Source organism: Flavipsychrobacter stenotrophus, assembly GCF_002954265.1.
Classification (GTDB): Bacteria; Bacteroidota; Bacteroidia; order Chitinophagales; family Chitinophagaceae; genus Flavipsychrobacter; species Flavipsychrobacter stenotrophus.
Window position 1 is genome coordinate 624,284 of record NZ_PPSL01000001.1, and the last position, 15,827, is coordinate 640,110.

The 15,827-nt window shown below is 41.9% G+C and carries 15 protein-coding genes; 10 read left to right on the forward strand and 5 right to left on the reverse strand.

Going from position 1 to position 15,827, the window contains the following annotated elements; translation table 11 throughout:
- Positions 1-784: 784 nt before the first annotated feature.
- The 7 genes from CJD36_RS02820 (at position 785) to CJD36_RS02845 (ending at position 7,023) form a co-directional block, all read left to right on the forward strand.
- Positions 785-1,540: a Rha family transcriptional regulator gene (locus CJD36_RS02820; protein ID WP_105037578.1), complete on the forward strand. Its 756-nt coding sequence runs from the start codon at positions 785-787 to the stop codon at positions 1,538-1,540.
- A gap of 198 nt (positions 1,541-1,738) precedes the next feature.
- Entirely contained in the window at positions 1,739-1,879 is a 141-nt protein-coding gene (locus tag CJD36_RS23130; protein ID WP_161499184.1) for a hypothetical protein, read from the forward strand.
- Between the two features lie 30 nt (positions 1,880-1,909).
- A complete protein-coding gene (locus CJD36_RS02825; RefSeq protein ID WP_105037579.1) occupies positions 1,910-2,149 on the forward strand; it encodes a hypothetical protein in 240 nt (79 codons plus the stop codon).
- A gap of 91 nt (positions 2,150-2,240) precedes the next feature.
- Entirely contained in the window at positions 2,241-2,420 is a 180-nt protein-coding gene (locus CJD36_RS02830; RefSeq protein ID WP_105037580.1) for a hypothetical protein, read from the forward strand.
- Between the two features lie 244 nt (positions 2,421-2,664).
- Positions 2,665-3,339, forward strand: coding sequence for a vWA domain-containing protein (locus tag CJD36_RS02835; RefSeq protein ID WP_105037581.1), 675 nt, complete (start codon positions 2,665-2,667; stop codon positions 3,337-3,339).
- Positions 3,336-4,097, forward strand: coding sequence for a PP2C family serine/threonine-protein phosphatase (locus CJD36_RS02840; RefSeq protein WP_105037582.1), 762 nt, complete (start codon positions 3,336-3,338; stop codon positions 4,095-4,097). The genes CJD36_RS02835 and CJD36_RS02840 overlap by 4 nt, the downstream gene beginning before the upstream one ends.
- 991 nt (positions 4,098-5,088) lie before the next feature.
- Positions 5,089-7,023, forward strand: a complete 1,935-nt coding sequence (locus CJD36_RS02845) for a protein kinase domain-containing protein (RefSeq protein ID WP_105037583.1) — start codon at positions 5,089-5,091, stop codon at positions 7,021-7,023.
- Between the two features lie 8 nt (positions 7,024-7,031).
- Here the strand turns inward: CJD36_RS02845 and CJD36_RS02850 are convergent, their stop codons facing one another.
- A complete protein-coding gene (locus tag CJD36_RS02850) occupies positions 7,032-7,943 on the reverse strand; it encodes a hypothetical protein (protein ID WP_105037584.1) in 912 nt (303 codons plus the stop codon).
- Positions 7,944-8,048: 105 nt separating this feature from the next.
- Here CJD36_RS02850 and mfd point away from each other — a divergent pair, with 105 nt between their 5' ends.
- Positions 8,049-11,435 (forward strand): transcription-repair coupling factor, encoded by a 3,387-nt coding sequence (gene mfd / locus CJD36_RS02855; RefSeq protein WP_105037585.1) that lies wholly within the window; start codon positions 8,049-8,051, stop codon positions 11,433-11,435.
- 111 nt (positions 11,436-11,546) lie between these two features.
- Complete coding sequence (locus CJD36_RS02860; protein WP_161499185.1) at positions 11,547-12,137, forward strand: DUF3806 domain-containing protein; 591 nt, start codon at positions 11,547-11,549, stop codon at positions 12,135-12,137.
- A gap of 5 nt (positions 12,138-12,142) precedes the next feature.
- Here the strand turns inward: CJD36_RS02860 and CJD36_RS23815 are convergent, their stop codons facing one another.
- A complete protein-coding gene (locus CJD36_RS23815) occupies positions 12,143-12,253 on the reverse strand; it encodes a M15 family metallopeptidase (protein WP_117601786.1) in 111 nt (36 codons plus the stop codon).
- A 101-nt stretch (positions 12,254-12,354) separates the two neighbouring features.
- Between CJD36_RS23815 and CJD36_RS02865 the strand changes: the two genes are divergently transcribed.
- Entirely contained in the window at positions 12,355-13,941 is a 1,587-nt protein-coding gene (locus CJD36_RS02865; RefSeq protein WP_105037587.1) for a T9SS type A sorting domain-containing protein, read from the forward strand.
- Positions 13,942-13,958: 17 nt separating this feature from the next.
- Here the strand turns inward: CJD36_RS02865 and CJD36_RS02870 are convergent, their stop codons facing one another.
- From CJD36_RS02870 to CJD36_RS02880, 3 genes are all read right to left on the reverse strand, one after another.
- On the reverse strand, positions 13,959-14,633 hold the full coding sequence (locus CJD36_RS02870) for a M15 family metallopeptidase (RefSeq protein ID WP_161499186.1): 675 nt from the start codon (positions 14,631-14,633) through the stop codon (positions 13,959-13,961).
- A 36-nt stretch (positions 14,634-14,669) separates the two neighbouring features.
- Entirely contained in the window at positions 14,670-15,179 is a 510-nt protein-coding gene (locus CJD36_RS02875; RefSeq protein ID WP_105037589.1) for a hypothetical protein, read from the reverse strand.
- Positions 15,180-15,266: 87 nt separating this feature from the next.
- The gene (locus CJD36_RS02880; RefSeq protein WP_105037590.1) at positions 15,267-15,803 is read right to left on the reverse strand and encodes a hypothetical protein; all 537 of its coding nucleotides are present in this window, start codon (positions 15,801-15,803) and stop codon (positions 15,267-15,269) included.
- Positions 15,804-15,827 lie beyond the last annotated feature (24 nt).

The following is a 15,827-nucleotide window of genomic DNA, read 5'->3' on the forward strand; positions in this document are numbered from 1 at the left end:
TATTTCCGGGTGTAAAGTTGGGGCTTGTTTTGGTATGTTCCAAAAGAAGATATTCACAGAAAATGAGGGTTTTCGGGGTTAAGTGGTGGTGGATGAATGGGTTAGGAGCGGTTATTTGATGTGGATAAGATTTTTGGGGTTAATGTATTAATCGTAGATAAGGAAATTTGAAAATTGCCAACCGCTATGACGTAGTCGGAAGACTACGCCAAACATGGAAGCAATTATATTATAGTATAACTAGGTAGTAGGCTGTATTTTATATGTAAGGTATCATAATATTACAACGCGTCGATATGGAAAACTAAACTACATTTAAAGTGTATTATAATTGCAATATTTGTGCGCGTATTTGACATTTGTTGCTCGCTATTGTTCACTGTTGTATATAAATGTGTTTTTTTGTGACTTTTTGTGTCACTTTGTATCGCAAAGTTTGAGGAATGATACTTAATATGCTCGTAGTTCCTTTTAATGGCTTTTATAGGGTGTGTGTATTACACACCAAAATTGTTGAAAAAAAGTGCCTTAAAATGGCAAAATAATATTTGAAAAACAAAACTTTACAGAATATCTACTTATATTTGCTCTAAATGACAAAAGCCCACCGGATGAGGGCAGGCATTTGAAAAACTTAAGATTAAATCTTGGTTGTTTTTTGCACAACAAAGATACGACAATAAGTCGTATTGCCAAATTTAATCCCACCTTTTTTACTGGCTTTCCATTGTCCCTACGGTTCAGTTGTTTATAAATATTAATTTAATAATTAAAATTTTGAACAATGGAATTAGTAATTAATTCAGGTGACAAGGTCACAACCACATCAGTTATAGTAGCTGAAAAATTCGGAAAGAGACACGATAATGTCATAGGAGACATTGAAAAACTTGATATGCCAAGAGAATTTACCCTCCTCAATTTTAAGGAAGGTACTTATTCTACTAAAACAGGCAATCACAAAATGTACATAATGACTAGAGAGGGCTTCATGTCGTTAATGATGTCATTAACTGGCGCAAAGGCTGCAAAGTTTAGAGCTGATTTTATTAATGCCTTCACTATGATGGAGGAATTAATAAGAAAGCAAATAAAAGATCCATTAAATCATTATAGTAAAAGGATATTGGATGAGCCAACTAACAATTTGCCAGAAGTGTATTGGTCTGTATTTGACGAGAGCCACAGTGTGATGTTAAAGGTTGAAAAAGCAGTTGGGGTGTTTAGTCAGTTCGATTTAATAGATGGCAGCATAGGAAAGAGGTGGAAATCCCACCGAACTACTTCATCATTTGGGTTGGCTGAGATTGAGAACCCATTCTCACCTAATCCGCCAAAAAAATGTATGCATTCATTTAAAGACAAACGAGGCAACATAGAATGTGCTTGCTACCACAATAGTGAAATTGTGGCGTTCAAAGGATGGCTAAAAAACACTTACACGAAAGAACATTTACCGAAATACCTGGAGACGAAATATGCTGACAATGTTGCAGTATTAGATAAGGTTAAACAAATTTTCCCTAAACTATTAAAATGATGTTGGTATACCTTAGGAATTATATAAACAAGTAGCCACCTTGTGGTGGCTACAGATAATTACTCGGAACTTTTACGGATGCCAGCTAACTGCGAATTAGCTTGTCAGATTTTAAACTGAATACAGGGTGTAACCTTGTATGCCTCCCATTTTTTGTACAAAACTAAAAACAATTTTTAAACTTCAAAATTTAACATAATGTCTAAAGATAAAATAATATATATAAAGGCTGACCCGAAAAACCCTTCAAAGCCAGATCCAAAGGAATTGGGTAAAATTAAAAAGAAAATGGAAGAAGATTTCATTAAATCTACAAGTAACATTTTCAAAAAAAGATAAATTATTAAACAATTTAAAATCAATATAGAAATGGACGATAAAATAAAAGAGTACAAACAATTTTTGCAATCAATTATTGATGAGCATAGCCCATTGCCATCTGGCGGCACGGTGCCCGCTATGCTTGAAAGAGTGACGGCATTTAAAAAATATATGGAGGATTTTAACGACCGTGGAACTTCAAAGGCAAATTCATTGAAAGCATCAGGCGTTTCTAAGGATGAGTTAATGCAGATATCTAATGAGTATTTCCATAAGTTAACTATTTGATTCGTCAGAATGTCATAGACATTAAAAACGAAACCCACATCTTACGGTGCGGGTTTCTTACATTTATGTTGCGAAACTAAAATGTAATACTATGAGTCAATTTAACTTTGAAAAGACATTAAAAGAAAATGTTGAGAAAGAGATAAGGAATAAAATAAGGAAGGCTTTCCCGCACATTACAAACTTCTCAGTTAAGTACGACGTAAAGAAACAGAAAGCATCTATTGACGGGCTGACACCTGAGCAGATTGATTTGATAATGAAACCTTGAGTTCAAAGTTATACAAATCACCTACGAAGCACACAATTAACCAACCACCATACAAGTCGTAATTTTTTCCTGTCCAAAATAGGGTAAGCTGAATCTTTATTTTAATTCTGATCCTTTTCATAATCATAGTTTAGTTGCAGTAGGTTTATATATTCGACGATAGCCAAACCAAACAACGACACTTATCAGCCGATCGTTCGTATTCCCGACAGAAACATTAAATATCGTACCTTTATAACCAGTTATGGACGAATATATTTCCTTTGAACAGATACCTTTTGGCAGTGATAATTTTGCTGATAACCCGGAGCCAAGGTGTCCCTGTGTACTCTTATTAGATACTTCTATTTCTATGGGTGGCCGGCCTATTGCCGAGCTGAATGAGGGTGTAAGAACCTTTAAGCAGGAGTTGATGCAGGACCATCTGGCTACCAAAAGGGTAGAGGTGGCGATCGTTACTTTTGGCCCGGTTACTGTAGAAGCCGATTTTCATACTGTACCCAATTTCCATCCCCGCGAACTGGACACTACAGGTGATACTCCATTGGGTGCAGCCATTAGCATGGGTGTAGATATGGTGGCCAGGAGGAAGAAGGAATACAAAGAGCATGGTATCTCTTACTACAAGCCGTGGATCATACTGATAACTGATGGTGCGCCAACCGATGAATATAAGAAGGCGGCTATGCAGATAAAAGAGGGCGAGGCGGGTAAATCGTTCGCGTTCTTCGCTATAGGCGTAGAAGGTGCGAATATGGATATATTGAAAGAAATATCTGTGCGTGCCCCAATAAAGCTAAAGGGACTGATGTTCCGCGAATTTTTCCAATGGTTGTCGGCCTCTATGAAGATGGTGTCGAGCAAGAACCCCGGTAGCCAGGTAAACCTGTTACCACCAAGCGGCTGGTCTGAATTATGAGGTGGAAAGCAATAGGGAAGAGCGTAATAGGTACGTCGCACGTAGCAGCAGGTAAGGGGTGTGAAGATGCGTTGCAATATATTGTAGAGAAAGACGCGCATGGCAATGAGGTGCTCATTTGCTGCGTAAGCGATGGTGCGGGTAGCGCGCAATATGCGGGCGAGGCATCGGCTTTTTGTACGGCGGAGGTGTTGTCATCTTTGTCGGCCTTAGCGACAGCGGGTGCGGCGCTTACAGAAGCGCATATCTACAGTCTGCTGGAAGATATCTATGACGAATTGCAGACACAGGCCAATGCCAATGGTGCGGAGATCTATGACTATTCATGTACGCTGCTGGGGTGTTTTATTACCCAGACCCAGTCGGTATTTTTCCAGATAGGTGATGGTGCTATTGTGCGTGATGATGCGGGTGGGGCGTATACCTATATATGGTGGCCTCATAATGGTGAATACCAGAATGTGACCGCGTTCCTGGTTGACGACAGGAATTTCGCCAATCTGAATGTGACGATCATTGATGAACGTATCAATGAGATCGCGTTGTTTACCGATGGTATACAAATGCTGGCGCTCAATAATGAGCACAGGCAGGTGCATCAGCCATTTTTCATGAACCTGTTTCAGCATTTGCGTATGGCCGATCATGAGGAGAAGATCAATTTGTTGAACATAAAATTGGAGGATTACCTGGGTGGTGATCGCATTAACCTGCGGACGGATGATGATAAGACGCTTTTTTTGGCAACGAGGTTGTAGGTATTGATCAAGAGCAATGCAGTTGGTGTTGTTTCATCAGAAGTAGTTTGCTTAATCGGACATGCTATACTTCCGGCATCATTACCTGTCAGGTCATTTTATAGTAGTTATTGATGGCATGCGGTCTGGTTGTAATTGGATGCGAACCTACGGCTCGCGGTGATGGAAGGGGGTGGTTGCTACAAACCTTTTGCACCTACGGCGCAATGACATGGAGTTAAGGATTTTGTTGGTAGCATATATAGGAGTACGCCCCTACAGGGCTTTGTGATCGGGGTGTTTTCTACGTAGGGCTAACGCCCTACGCTATTGAGTTAGCCCTTTCAGGGCAATACGATTAGCGTATTAAAATCATTAAATCAATGATTTGACCTAACGGGGCAATGACATGGTGTTAAGGATTTTGTTGGTAGCATATATAGGAGTGCGCCCCTACAGGGCTTTGAGATCGGGGTGTTTTCTACGTAGGGCTAACGCCCTACGCTATTGAGTTAGCCCTTTCAGGGCAATACGATTAGCGTATTAAAATCATTAAATCAATGGTTTGACTTAAAGGGGCAATGACATAGAATTAAGGATTTTGTTGGTAGCATATATAGGAGTGCGCCCCTACAGGGCTTTGTGATCGGGGTGTTTTCTACGTAGGGCTAACGCCCTACGCTATTGAGTTAGCCCTTTCAGGGCAATACGTTTAGGGTATTAAAATCACTAAATCAATGATTTGACCTAACCCGGCAAGGACATGGAGTTAAGGATTTGCTGGTTACTAATAAAGTAGTTCCGCCCCTACAGCGCTTTGTTTTTTGTAAATTGTTTGACCGAGGGCTTCACCCCTGGCTATTATATTTCGCCCCTTCAGGGCTTGTTTAATGCTTAACTAAATGATACCACGACCTGAAGGTCGTGGCAACTATTTCCAGAATATTTTAAAGCCTAAAAAAGGTATAAGTAAATTTGCTTTTGGGTTTTAATTTTTGACTTTTAAGTTTTAATGATATTCCACGGATCACATAGCGAACAATACATAACGGGCAGGGAACTGGGCCGTGGTGGGGAGGGGACTGTGTATGAACTGCAGAATGATGGCAGCCGTGTGTTGAAGCAATACAATGAGCCATTGTCGCCACTGCAAATACAGAAGTTGCAGACCATGGTGGGTATGCGTAACCCGGCCATAGAGGCTTATGCTGCATGGCCATCGGCACTGGTGGCAGATGATAAGGGTACGGTTTGCGGCTTCATTATGAAAAAGTTGACGGGATTTGTGCCGCTGCATATGATCTTTAGTCCGCTGGACAGGAAGAAGATGTTTCCCGATAAGGGGTACAACTTCCTGGTGCATGTAGCCCGCAACCTGGCAACAGCATTTCATAAGCTACATGAAGCAGGGCTGGTAGTAGGTGATGTAAATGAGGGCAATATCCTTATTAATGCCAACGGTCTTGTATCCTTTATAGATTGCGATTCCTTCCAGGTAAAGAACGAAACCGGCTACTTCTTTTGCGAGGTAGGTGTGCCCAGGTATACGCCACCTGAGTTGCTGGCAAGGCAGAGTTTCGACAATGTGGTACGCACCACCAATACCGACAGCTTTTCACTTGCCATACTTATCTTTCAATTGTTGTTCCTGGGCAGGCATCCGTTTGCAGGTAGGAATAAATCGGCAATGGATATAGATGAAGAGACGGCCATAAAGCTGCATGAGTTTGCCTATTCGCTTACTTCAAGGAAAAAAAAACTGTTTCCACCGTTCGATAGTTTTGATATCAACAATCTGACTCAGCCGCTGATGGACGCATTTCATAAAGCATTTGAGACAGAAAGCAGACCTGTACCTGCGGAATGGATAAAGGCGCTGGATGGGTTATTAACGGAAATGACTACCTGTAGTGTGTCTAGAATTCACTCCTATCCTGCTAAAATGGCTGAGTGTCCATGGTGTGCATTCAGGAAGGCAAAAGGGATCATGTATTTTCTGGATGATACCTATCTTCAGGCTGATGCACTGCTGTATGATATTGAGCAATTTGTCAATGGTTTCCGTATAGACAAGATGGAACTCAAGAACTGGAGCGGTAGTATGTTTGATGCTTCTGTAACAGCCAATAGTATTAGTGCGGAGTGGCATAAAGAGCGGGCAAAGGCGTTACTTGTTGCTGTGGTTTATGTTATATTATCACTTGTTTGTTTTGTTGTCGTACATCCTCTCTCGATACTTGCGGGTGGCGCATTACTACTGGCGTGGATGCACAGCGGACCTGTTGCTAAAAAGGTAAAACTGGAAAAACAACGTTTACTCAATAACTATGAACAAATACACGGGCAAATGAATAAGCTTATTGCCGCGTATAACGATTCTCCAGATAAAGAATTGTATTTGATAGGTGTAAATAAATTAATGAAAAGTGTGGAGCGGTTTCGCGCTTTACCGGATGAAGGTGAGCGCCTGCGAAGGGAGATGGAGGAGCTTATATACAATGACAATCTGCAAATGTATCTCCGCCAGTTTGACATCAACAGCCACGCCATTGCATCGATCGGGCAAACCCGGAAAACTATATTACTTAATGCAGGAATAATGACGGCAGCTGATGTATCTATAAATCTACAGAAATTGGTAGGGATAGGCCCGAAGACGATTCAGATATTGCTTGACTGGCAAAGACAGATGTCGTTGGGCTTTGTTTATATACCTGATACCGCTAAACTTGCGATGGGAATGCAACAGGTAGCCGCAGACGTAGCTACAATGAAAAGAGATCTGGAGCGCACAATAAGGCAAGATTATCAATCACTCAGTTATCATAAACTGAATGTTACCAACCGGGCACTTGTGTTGGACCGGCAAATAAAAGATGCCGTAACCCAAAACACACAGGCAAAGCTGGATATGCAATCATTCTCGCGATTCAGCAGGTTTATCTAACAAAAAAATTACATAGACATGCTGCAGGGATCGTAACCGATAGTTACCTGCTTGCTGGCCCACACGCGGCTGCTTTCATCTTTTAGTTCTATGAAGTAATTGCCTTTCATGTCGTTGACGGAGTTGAATTCTACCCATACGGTGTGGCCATCTTTGTTGATCTCTTCGTGGCCGTCAATCTTTCTGTAAACGTCTCCGTTTTCCTTAAGAATTGTTACTCTCATGTGGCGCACATTCTCATTGTTCCACTTAATCGGGACGAAAAGTTTTGTGGCACCATTCTGTAATATGGCCGGTTGGTCGGGGCGATTGTTTTGTTCCAGCTCAGTAAATATTGTAGGTATTTTATACTTTTTAAGGTCGGCAATGTATTTGATCAGATTTTCTGATGCTGAAGGCTGCGAGTGATCGTAGACAGTGCTCAGACAGTGGCCGTTAGTAAACATCCATACGGCAGATTGGGCAAGGTGATTGCTGAAGTTGTTAGTCTTTATATAGCCCAGTGTGCGCACCATAGTGCTGTCGCCCTGCCGCCAGAATTTGTAATTAAGGTTCTTGCGCGGGCTGAGGGCATAACTTTTACCACAAAAAGAGCGGAGGTCAATATCTACTGTTGCGGAGGGTGCTATTGCAATTATTTCACTACCCAGAGTAACGAGGTTTTGGTAGGCAGTATCTTCCGGAACGAATATGAGCGCAGGATCTATGGTTACAGATAAGTTGTTGGCTGTGGTGTTGGTGATACTCAGTTTCATACAGTTGCCTGAGTGGCCACCCTTAGATACTGCTTTGACGGTGAGTTGCTTGCTGAAGATGCCTCTTTTCAGCGTTGTGCGCTGGTCTGCAGCGAATGAGGAGCTAGTTACATGAGAAAGCAGTAGAATTGCGAATGCAATTCTTGTAAAAAATAGCTTATTCATAAGTAGTTGCATTTAATGGTTAATGTAAATTAAGAAAAAGAATTCTACAATACAAATTTTTTAGAGCCCGTTTTGCGGTTGCTTTTTCACTAATTTTGCGCACCAATGAACCTGGAAGCATTACAGGGATTATACCAGAATGATATACGGCTAAAACAGATAGCTGCCGGGATGCTTATGCCCGGCCACAAACTGAGAGTATATTTAGACAACCTTCGCGGATCATCCATCAATTTTGTAGCAACGGCCTTATGGCAACTGACAGATGCCAATCATGTCTTTATTCTTAACGATAAAGAAGAGGCGGCATACTTTCATAATGATATTGAGCATCTGACCAAGGCGCTGGATATTTGTTTCTTTCCGGATTCGTTCAAACGAACCGGTGCATTTAACGAGCTGAACAGCAGCCATGTGATGTTACGTACTGAAGCACTGACCAAATTTGCAGGTAACAAACCGAGGAAGAAAGTGCTGGTCACTTATCCTGAAGCGTTGTTTGAGAAGGTGGTCAATCCATCGTCATTATCTACCAATATGATACACATAAAGGTGGGTGAAGACCTGAAGGTAGATGACCTGATGGCGCAGTTCGTGACACTAGGTTTTAAGCGCGAGGACTTTGTATATGAGCCCGGACAGTTTGCCATGCGAGGTGGCATACTGGATATTTATTCATTTGGTAATGAGCATCCGTATCGTATAGAATTGTTTGATACTGAGGTAGATAGCATACGCATCTTCAACCCCGAGACGCAGTTGTCTGAGCGGAAATTGCTACAGGTATCTATACTGCCCAATATTGAAACCCGCTTTGATGCGAAAGAGAAAATATCACTACTTGACTTCCTGCCAAGTAATACTATAGTATGGGCCAAAGACCTGCAGTTTGTAATTGGCAGGATAGAGAAGATGATCGGTGATCTACCGGAAAGAATGGATCTTGGTCAGGTGGCTATAGACCATGAGGAGGAGATGCTGAAGGAAATATCGCGGGCAGATTTTGAAACGCCGGGAGAATGGCAGGAAAAGATAAAACAAATGCACCTGATAGAGTGGTATAACCATTCTATTGAAAAGATAACGGGTGATGCCATGGATGCAACCTTCCTGTTTGCAACGGAAGAGCAGCCGGTATTTAACAGGCAGTTCAACATGCTAATAGCCGATATGCAGAAACGCATAGCGCAGAAGTATGTGGTATATATGTTTGCCGAAAACCCCAAGCAATTAGAAAGACTACGAAGTGTATTTGATGACCTGGATGCCAAGATAGAATTTGTGCCTGTGGCTACGGCTATCAGCAAGGGGTTTATAGATCATGATAAGAAGGCGATATGCTATACCGATCACCAGATATTTCAGCGGTATCACAAATACAATTTAAAGCAAGCGTATAGCAAGGGTAAGGCATTGACCATGCGTGCGCTGCGCGAACTGCAGCCCGGCGACTATGTTACCCATATAGACCATGGAGTAGGTAAGTATAGTGGACTACAGAAAATAGAAGTGAATGGCAATATGCAGGAGGCCATCCGCATATTGTATAAGGATAATGATGTGCTGTATGTGAATGTAAATTCGCTGCATAAGATCACCAAGTTTACCGGAAAGGAAGGAACTATACCCAAGGTGAATAAGCTGGGCAGTGATGCATGGCAGAAGCTGAAGAACAAGACCAAGAAGCAGGTAAAGGATATTGCGGCTGACCTGATAAGGTTGTACGCCAAGCGTAAAGCATCGGAAGGGTTTGCGTTCTCGCCGGATAGTTATATGCAGACGGAGCTGGAAGCATCATTCTTTTATGAAGATACACCTGATCAGGGTAAGGCTACGGCTGATGTGAAGCGGGATATGGAATCTGCATCGCCAATGGACAGGCTGGTGTGTGGTGACGTGGGCTTTGGAAAGACGGAAATAGCGGTGCGTGCTGCATTCAAGGCCGTGGCTGACAGCAAGCAGGCTGCGATACTGGTGCCTACTACCATATTGGCGTACCAGCACTATAATACATTCAAGGAGCGATTGAAAGACTTCCCTTGTACGGTGGATTATGTGAACCGATTCAAATCGGCTAAGGATAAGAAAGAGACATTTAAGCGCCTTGAAGAAGGTAAGATAGATATACTGATAGGCACGCACGGTATATTGGGTAAGGATGTGAAGTTCAAAGACCTGGGTATCCTGATCATAGATGAAGAGCAGAAGTTTGGGGTAGGTGCTAAGGAGAAATTGAGGGAGCTGAAGGCCAATGTGGATACGTTGACATTGACAGCAACCCCGATTCCACGTACCCTCCAATTCTCTTTGATGAATGCGCGTGACCTGAGCATCATCAACACACCTCCGCCCAACAGGCAGCCTGTGCATACTGAGGTAATGACGTTTGACGAATATGCTATACGTGATGCACTCTACTATGAAACAGAGCGTGGCGGACAGGTGTACTTTGTACATAACCGCGTGCAGAGCCTGCCTGAGATGGTGACCTTGCTGCGTGGTTTGTGCCCTGACCTGAGTATAGGCATGGCACATGGACAGATGGAAGGTAATCACCTGGAAGAGGCGCTGATGAAATTCATTGAGAAGAAGTTTGACGTGCTTTGCTGTACCAATATTGTAGAGAGTGGCGTAGATATATCTAATGCCAATACCATGATCGTGAATAATGCGCATCAGTTTGGGTTGAGTGATCTGCACCAGTTGAGGGGAAGGGTAGGGCGTAGTAATAAGAAGGCGTTCTGCTACCTGCTGGCACCGCCAATGAGTTTATTGCCTAATGACAGTCGTAAAAGATTGCAGACATTAGAGCAGTTCAATGAACTTGGCAGTGGTTTCCAGATATCTATGCGCGACCTGGATATACGTGGCGCGGGTAACCTGCTGGGTGGTGAGCAGAGTGGTTTTATTACCGATATTGGTTTCGAGATGTATCAGAAGATACTGGCAGAGGCTATGCGCGAGCTGAAGAGCAGCGACTTTAAGGAAGTATTTAAGGATGAGCTGAACCGTAAGAAGGATTATGTAAGCGACTGTACCATAGATACAGACCTGGAGATACTGATTCCGGATACCTATATAGAGAACATCACCGAGCGCCTGTCTATCTATACCCAGCTGGATGATATAGATAATGATGAGGAACTGGAGAAGTTTGGCAAAGAGATGCAGGACCGTTTCGGGCCGATACCATCGCAGGTAAATGACCTATTTACTACTATCCGCTGCCGTACTGTGGCGTGTGAGCTGGGCTTTGAGAAGCTGATATTGAAGAATGAGCAAATGCGCCTGTACTTTGTAAGTAATCCTGAATCGCCCTATTTTGAATCTGACACCTTCAACCATATACTCGACTACATACAAACCAAAACCCGCAATGCCCGCCTGAAGCAGGTAGGAAAGAACTTTATGCTGGTAGTAGATAGGGTGAAGAAGATGAAGGATGTGCTGTTCTTTTTGGAGGGTATGGTGATGAAGGAGGGGAAGGTGTAGGGAAAGCGCAAAATTGTAATTACAATAGCAAATTTTACAGTTATTGGTGGAAGATTTTATATCTTCCGATTACAATTTTCGACCATGCACTCTAAATCACTAGGACTTTTTATGGGAAAACTCTTTTTTTTGTCTTCTTTGTTTTCGCAACTATCCTGCAATAATAGTGTGCCACCCAAATATGATCAGCTAAAAGAATCTGATTATAAAAAGAAGACAGACACAATTGATGGCGAAGTAGTCAATTCTAAAGAGGCAATAGTTAAAGAAATTGATCAACAAATCACCAATTTAAATAGTGAACAGGAACGTCGTGTAGAAAGGGAAATGATGAAAGCAGGTACTTTACTTAAAGAACACCTGAAAGGGATAAGTATCAATAACTATACAGCTTCGTCGTTAGATGATCTTGTTGATCTATGGAATAATGATAATTCAAAATTCAATTGCTCACAAGATGAATTCATGAATACCGTTGGTTTCGCTTTCGGTCAATACCTTGTTAACACACATGGAATGAAATGGAAAATAGTAAATGATGAATACGGAGAGGACTACGCAATTATGTTCGAAAACTCAACACTCATTAATTATCCACTAAGCTCCGTTGATAAAGCAATAAGGGAACATAGAGTTGGTTCATTGAATTCGATTTCATTGCTTGATACGAAAGCGATAGCAGAACTAAAATCGGGTAAATAATACTGTCATTTTTCAATCTCCCCCAACCCCATATCCATCAGTTCATAACCCTTATCATTTGGCCAGGTGTAATGCCACCACTCCGTAGTTAGTGATTTGAATCCATATTTTTCCATGGTGGTTCTTATGAAGGTATACGGCAATTATTTATTTATCACCTCTCACCCAAGTATATGGCAAATAATTACGTCTTATAGGTAGACCTAATTTTTTTGCTATGAAATACATTGCTTTTCTGTCTTGTTGTTTGTGTGCCATAGTTGCAAATGGGCAGCCGGCTACCAGATTTTTTTATGAAGATACAAATTACGGGCGCCATGCAGATTATGCTTACTCACACCCCATCCTTACCCTTTCTGATGGAGGGCATTTGTTGCGCTTTGAAAGATATGCATCCAGAGATTATGATCTGACCGGTGGAATAATAACCAACATTAAAATCGATAGCAATTTCAATCCTCAATGGCAGGATTCTATTCAGGTGATTGGTACATTTCAAGGCAAGTTATTGTCTACATCAATGACCGGCAGTAGTAAATTTGCCGTGCATTTGCAGGATGCGGATGCCACAGTTAATTGGTCAAGTATATTTGACATGGGATCTGATATAATAGTGCCTTATGAGGCAATTACTGTTGGCGGACGAATAAAAGTTCTTTGCCGGCACACTCACTTTGATACTACCGGCTTTGGTGGAGGGTTTTCTATAGCTACCTATGCCCTGCTGGTAGAGTTGGATAGTACCGGTACAGTGGTTTCGGCCGATACATTTGTGTATGGCACCCGCGATGTACATATTTACTCTGGAACAGGAAATGATTATTATGTTGTGCAGAAGAAAATAGGTGGCAATGCCAGTAACCTTATAAGTCATTTGAACGCAGATAATAGTGTTATATGGAGCCGGAACATTACTTTTTCGGGTAATGGGAATTACATAACCGGCGGGCTGGCTACAAGCAGTGGGTTTGTTATGGCAGGCAATATCTTCAGTATTAGCCCTTTGGGTTTATACTCGAGTGATATGTTCATTTGTAAGTTGTCGTCAGCCGGCAATATAGCCTGGCAAAAAGTGAGCGACAGGAAAGAAAGTGGGGCGCAAATGGCATTGCTTGCTGATGGGAATATCGGCATTTATTCGGGCGGTGCAGGATTTTATATGTGGTCAGCTCCCGGAATTAACGACTTCATGAAAATGGACACTTCCGGCAATGTGCTTATGTGTCGGAGTATGCAGCCCAATTTAGTATCGTGGCCGTACTACAAAGCAATGAGTGCGCCTTATACAGGTCGCGATAATTCTCTTTATTTTGCTGCTGTAGCCGTAACGCCATTCGCACCAATGATCTTACACACTGATAGTGTAGCTGATGATAACTGCAGGTCGGTAGCTGTTCCCATGCACTTACAGGATAGTGTTATGTTCACTTCAATAACCGATACTGTCAGATTGAATAATTTCCCGATTGTCAACTCAATTACCACAATGGTCTTACCTATTCGCGCTGTGGCATATGACGACGGATGTGACTACCACTGGCCCGTTGGCGTTAATGAAGAAAAGCAACCTGTTCAGTGTTTTATATATCCCAACCCAACATCTGGAATAACCACACTTGAAGTATTGGCAAGCAACTTACCATGTACGCTTACCATAACTGACCTGCTGGGCAGGTGTATGCAAGCCACAGTGGTAAATAGTCAGAATGTAACGGTTGACTGTAATTATAGTCCCGGCACATATATATTGACATTACGTTCTTCCTCGGGTATTCAGGTTCAAAAGTTGGTTGTAGAGAATTAAACTTCAGACATAGGCAACTAATTATTAATTTCCTCAAAACTGATATCTATCAATTCGTAACCGCCATTATTCGGCCATGAATAGTGCCACCATTCTGTATTTAGTGATTTGAACCCATGTTTTTCCATGGTGGCCTTCAGGCGTTTTCTGTTGATCAGCACTTGTTGGTCTAGTTTTTTGAAGGTATGGGCTGCGGTATCGGTGAAATTATCAAAATCGGTACCCATGTTCAATCCAGTATTTTCCTTTCCCATTATTGAGATGATAGATACATCAACTGATAAGCCTCTGTTGTGGCCGCTGCCGTTGGTGGGGTTGGCAGCATAGCGGCTGTCGTGAACGTGATCCCAGATTTTTTGCGTTACAGATAATGGACGGTAAGCATCATATATGATGAGCCGAAGTCCTCGTTTGTTGAGTGCTGCCTGTACTTTTTTGAGTGCATCGGCAGCGGGTTTTCGGAGATAGGGTATTGGGTTGGTGTAGAGTATTTGATGGGTAAAGTTATTGGTAGTGGCATAGCGGATATCGAGAGTGATGCCGGGGATGTAGGTGGAGAGGTTGATGAGGGTTTTGTTGGGGTTGTTTTTTAGTGATGCGAGTAGTTCTGTTTTGGTACGGATGATTGTTTTCTGTTGGGCATGGGTGGTTAGGGAAAGAAGGAAGACGAGGGGTACGAGGATTGCTTTCATTTGCGTATTGATTTGATGGTCAGATACCATTCTCATTTATCGCGTAATATCGAAATTACCCGTTATTACCTGCCTGTCAACAGAGCCACCAGGGTAGCCTACGAGAAAGAAATTGGCCTTCATATTATTTTGCTTTCCCTTCGTAAATTCTGTAACATGCACATAAGAGACGTCGGACATAGGCGACCAGCTATATGAACTTCCTGATTGCATATCGCTAAACCAAAAGTCACCATAATAGTATCCACCTATTGTGCCCACATAGTAAATGCCTGTATCTTGTATCTCATCGAGTTTGTGAGCAAATATGCTTATGCCCACGTTAACGTGATCCGTTAGATAAATTCTTAGATGCTTTGTGAAGAGTGTATTACTATCAGATGCTATACTTCCCTGGCTAATAGAAAATCCAAGTAAGGTATCCTTCGCATTCAATTTATAGCTATGGTCTAATCCCATCCAGTTGATAAGGAGATTGCCACTCACTGTATCTTTTGTGGGTGCAACTACTACCGTGCTTGATTTTTTACAAGAAATGGTTTGCATTCCAATAAACAGAATGCTTGTATATAAAAGGACTCTTTTCATAATTTCCGCTAATGATAAGATTTAGTTGATAAAGATATTGCTGAATTAGTGGTCGCTTCTTTTCATTTTAAAGGAGCCTATTACACGTTTATGGGGATTTGCGGAACCACTATTTTTAAATACAGCATTGAATGATCCTTCAAAATAGTCGGTACCCAAGTGAGTAATTATTACAGTACCTGTTGGATGGCTATACATCTGAAAATTTGAATTGAAATAGTAGGGATCGGTAGCCATCATAGTAGCAAATTGATTCAGCGAGTCTATGCGGAATGAGTTATCCGGCATCCTGTAAAAATAGAAAGAGATGTTGGAAATGTCTGAGGTGCCATTGCTTGTCATAAGGTAAAACCGGCAGCCACTGTCGTCGGGATATCGGCTAACGCTCATGCTTACCAGGGCGTATTTAGATAGTGTTGATTCCCTTAGATGGTAGTGGATGTAGTCTTTATCAAGATCGCAGTAATAGCCTGTGTACGTAGTGTCGGTATTGGTGGTAGGGCCACTATTCTTGCTTTTAGAACAGGCTGTGAACATACATACTGCAAGTATAAGCAATAGAAGTAAGTAATATTTTTTCATAATAATATAGCTTTAGGTAAAGGC

Excerpts from the sequence above, each read along its gene's own strand:
- CJD36_RS23130 (WP_161499184.1), top strand. The coding sequence starts at position 1,739 with ATGTCTAAAGATAAAATAATATATATAAAGGCTGACCCGAAAAACCCT.
- CJD36_RS02835 (WP_105037581.1), top strand. The coding sequence starts at position 2,665 with ATGGACGAATATATTTCCTTTGAACAGATACCTTTTGGCAGTGATAAT.
- CJD36_RS02845 (WP_105037583.1), top strand. The coding sequence starts at position 5,089 with ATGATATTCCACGGATCACATAGCGAACAATACATAACGGGCAGGGAA.
- CJD36_RS02870 (WP_161499186.1), bottom strand. The coding sequence starts at position 14,633 with ATGAAAGCAATCCTCGTACCCCTCGTCTTCCTTCTTTCCCTAACCACC.
- CJD36_RS02820 (WP_105037578.1), top strand. The coding sequence starts at position 785 with ATGGAATTAGTAATTAATTCAGGTGACAAGGTCACAACCACATCAGTT.
- CJD36_RS02865 (WP_105037587.1), top strand. The coding sequence starts at position 12,355 with ATGAAATACATTGCTTTTCTGTCTTGTTGTTTGTGTGCCATAGTTGCA.
- CJD36_RS02880 (WP_105037590.1), bottom strand. The coding sequence starts at position 15,803 with ATGAAAAAATATTACTTACTTCTATTGCTTATACTTGCAGTATGTATG.
- CJD36_RS02830 (WP_105037580.1), top strand. The coding sequence starts at position 2,241 with ATGAGTCAATTTAACTTTGAAAAGACATTAAAAGAAAATGTTGAGAAA.
- CJD36_RS02875 (WP_105037589.1), bottom strand. The coding sequence starts at position 15,179 with ATGCAAACCATTTCTTGTAAAAAATCAAGCACGGTAGTAGTTGCACCC.
- CJD36_RS02860 (WP_161499185.1), top strand. The coding sequence starts at position 11,547 with ATGGGAAAACTCTTTTTTTTGTCTTCTTTGTTTTCGCAACTATCCTGC.
- CJD36_RS02850 (WP_105037584.1), bottom strand. The coding sequence starts at position 7,943 with ATGAATAAGCTATTTTTTACAAGAATTGCATTCGCAATTCTACTGCTT.
- mfd (WP_105037585.1), top strand. The coding sequence starts at position 8,049 with ATGAACCTGGAAGCATTACAGGGATTATACCAGAATGATATACGGCTA.
- CJD36_RS23815 (WP_117601786.1), bottom strand. The coding sequence starts at position 12,253 with ATGGAAAAATATGGATTCAAATCACTAACTACGGAGTGGTGGCATTAC.
- CJD36_RS02825 (WP_105037579.1), top strand. The coding sequence starts at position 1,910 with ATGGACGATAAAATAAAAGAGTACAAACAATTTTTGCAATCAATTATT.
- CJD36_RS02840 (WP_105037582.1), top strand. The coding sequence starts at position 3,336 with ATGAGGTGGAAAGCAATAGGGAAGAGCGTAATAGGTACGTCGCACGTA.